Here is a 2,512-nt window from a genome sequence, read left to right as displayed (position 1 = left end):
ATTTAACAAATTTTTTAATTATATTTCTAAAAATATTTTAATTTTAAAAAATCTTTTTAGATTGTAATCAAAAATTTTATTAAATCTTAAATTAAACTATTTTATGTATAAATTTTATTTTAATAATTTATTTTTATTAATTAAATATTTAAACAATTTTTAGTATGTAAAGTTTAAATTTTACTTAGATAATTATATAAAAATAATTATTTAGAATTTAACTTTTATTTAATTATTATATTTTGGAAGATAATCTGTAGATTGTCTTTTATTTATATTACTATGTTAAAATGGACATTTAAGCTTATTAGCAGACTTTTATGTCTTACTTACTTGTATTAATATGTAGACGTATTCTGTAGATTGTCTTTTATTTATATTAGTATGTTGAAAGTATTTGGTAGATTTAAGTTTTTATATTATGTTTTGAAAGTTATGTATAATTTTTATTTATATAATTAAAGAATTTTATAAAATTTAAATTTTATTAATATAATAAATTTAGAGAGTTATTTTAAATAAATAATTTCATTGTTTAATATATTATTAGTGATTATTTGGTGTAATAATGGATATTGAAGGATTTGTAAGATCTAGACTTAGTGAAGGTCAAAATGAAGGAGAATTAAAAAATATTCTTGCAGAAAGAATTAGGGAATATAAAGATATAAGTGAAGAACATTCTCTTTTAATGGCTCAAAGTGTTATTGATGAGGTAAACACAACACTTAAAATTAAAGATAGTGATGATGAATTTTTAAAAGATATAATAAGAATACCTAAAGCAAATGTTGGAATGGGTCAAATGGGTGTAGGTTCCCGTGGAGCAGGTGATTTCTTTGTACATAGAAGAATTGCACAAATTGTATCAAGTACAAACACTGCTTCAGAAGTTAATCCATCAGCTCAAGATGATGGTGGTGTAGTAAAAGTTAAATCTAATAATGAGGATATGTATGTTACTACTGCTGTTGATGGAGTACACTCAAGACTTAGTGATTATCCATTTTTAGGCGGGTTCCATGTAACACGTGCAACTTTAAGAGATGTTTGTGTAATGGGTGCTGATCCTGTAGCTATTTTAAGTGATTTACATCTTGCAGATGATGGTGATGTAGGTAAATTATTTGACTTTACAGCAGGTGTATGTGCAGTATCTGAACTTCTTGATGTTCCACTTGTAGCAGGTAGTACACTACGTGTTGGTGGAGATATGGTTTTAGGTGATAGATTAGTAAGTGCTGTTGGAAGTGTTGGTGTAAGTCCATATCCACCAACTGCAAGAAAAGGAGCAACTGATGGAGATATTATATTAATGACTCAAGGAGCTGGTGGAGGAACTATAACTACTACTGCATTATATAATGGATACTTTGATGTTGTATGGGACACATTAAATGTTGACTTTGTAAAAGCATCAAATGCATTATTTAATAATGATCTTGTTAAAGATATTCATGCAATGACTGATGTTACAAATGGAGGATTACGTGGAGATGCACATGAAATATCTTCAACTACTGGTGTAGGTTTAGAATTTAACCATGAAAAAATCAAAAGTCTTGTAGCTCCTAATGTATTAAATATGTTAGAAAATTTAAATATTGATCCTCTTGGAGTCTCTACTGATTCATTAATGTTAATTGTACCTCCTGAAATTTCTGATGAGGTTATTAAAACTGTTAAATCAGTTAATGTACCTATTGATATTATTGGTAAAGTAGATGATGAAGGTAGTCCAAGACTTGTTAATGAAGATGGCTCTGTTGAAACATTAACTCCATTATTTAGAGAAGCTGCTTATACTAAAATTAAAAAATTAGTTGGAGATACTACTCCTGAAGATTTTGAAATTATGAAAGATAAAGTTCAAAAAGCAGCTAATAGTGCAATAGATAAAAAAGATAAAGTTATTGATTATATTTTAAATAATCGTCAATAGTTATTTATAGTAATTAATTTATATTAATTACTTTTTTTATTAAAATGTTAGTTAAAAAATTTATTTTAGATAAAATGGATTTTATTCAATTGTTGATGGTATTTTAGCTATTTTATTAATTTTTATTGTAATTTTTGCATTCAATATCAGTGTTGATTTAAATACTGTAAATTCTAATTCTAAAACTTTAAGTAATTATAATACTGCAGAAGATGTTTTAGAATTAATATCTGAAGATAATACTTTAAATTCTATTTACTATGAACTTGAAAGTTCAGATAACTTAGATAATGCATCACTTATTTCTCAAAAGTATTTTAATGAAACTATTCCTAATGAAAATTATATATTTACAGTTAATGGTAAAACTTTATCATCTAATATTAATTCTAAGTCAGATAATTATAATTCTGCTTCAAGATATATTAATGGTTATTTGTTTTGTTTAGTTGTTTTTTAGTTTTTTTGAGTTTTATGGTGGTTATTTGTTTTGTTTAGTTGTTTTTTAGTTATTTAATGTTTATTTTAGTTATTTATAAAAATTTTATATTTATTTTTTATAGAGCTTTT

At 24.6% G+C, this 2,512-nt stretch carries 1 protein-coding gene; it reads left to right on the top strand.

Features of this window, described 5'->3' with window-relative positions; all coding sequences use genetic code 11:
* Window positions 1-568 precede the first annotated feature (568 nt).
* A complete protein-coding gene (locus BGI41_RS07745) occupies window positions 569-1,942 on the top strand; it encodes an AIR synthase-related protein (protein ID WP_088540125.1) in 1,374 nt (457 codons plus the stop codon).
* The last annotated feature ends 570 nt before the right edge of the window (window positions 1,943-2,512 follow it).

Source organism: Methanobrevibacter sp. 87.7, from assembly GCF_002208625.1.
Taxonomy (GTDB): domain Archaea; phylum Methanobacteriota; class Methanobacteria; order Methanobacteriales; family Methanobacteriaceae; genus Methanarmilla.
The sequence above is the reverse complement of the archived record's forward strand: the minus strand, read 5'-3'. Positions and strand labels throughout refer to the sequence as shown.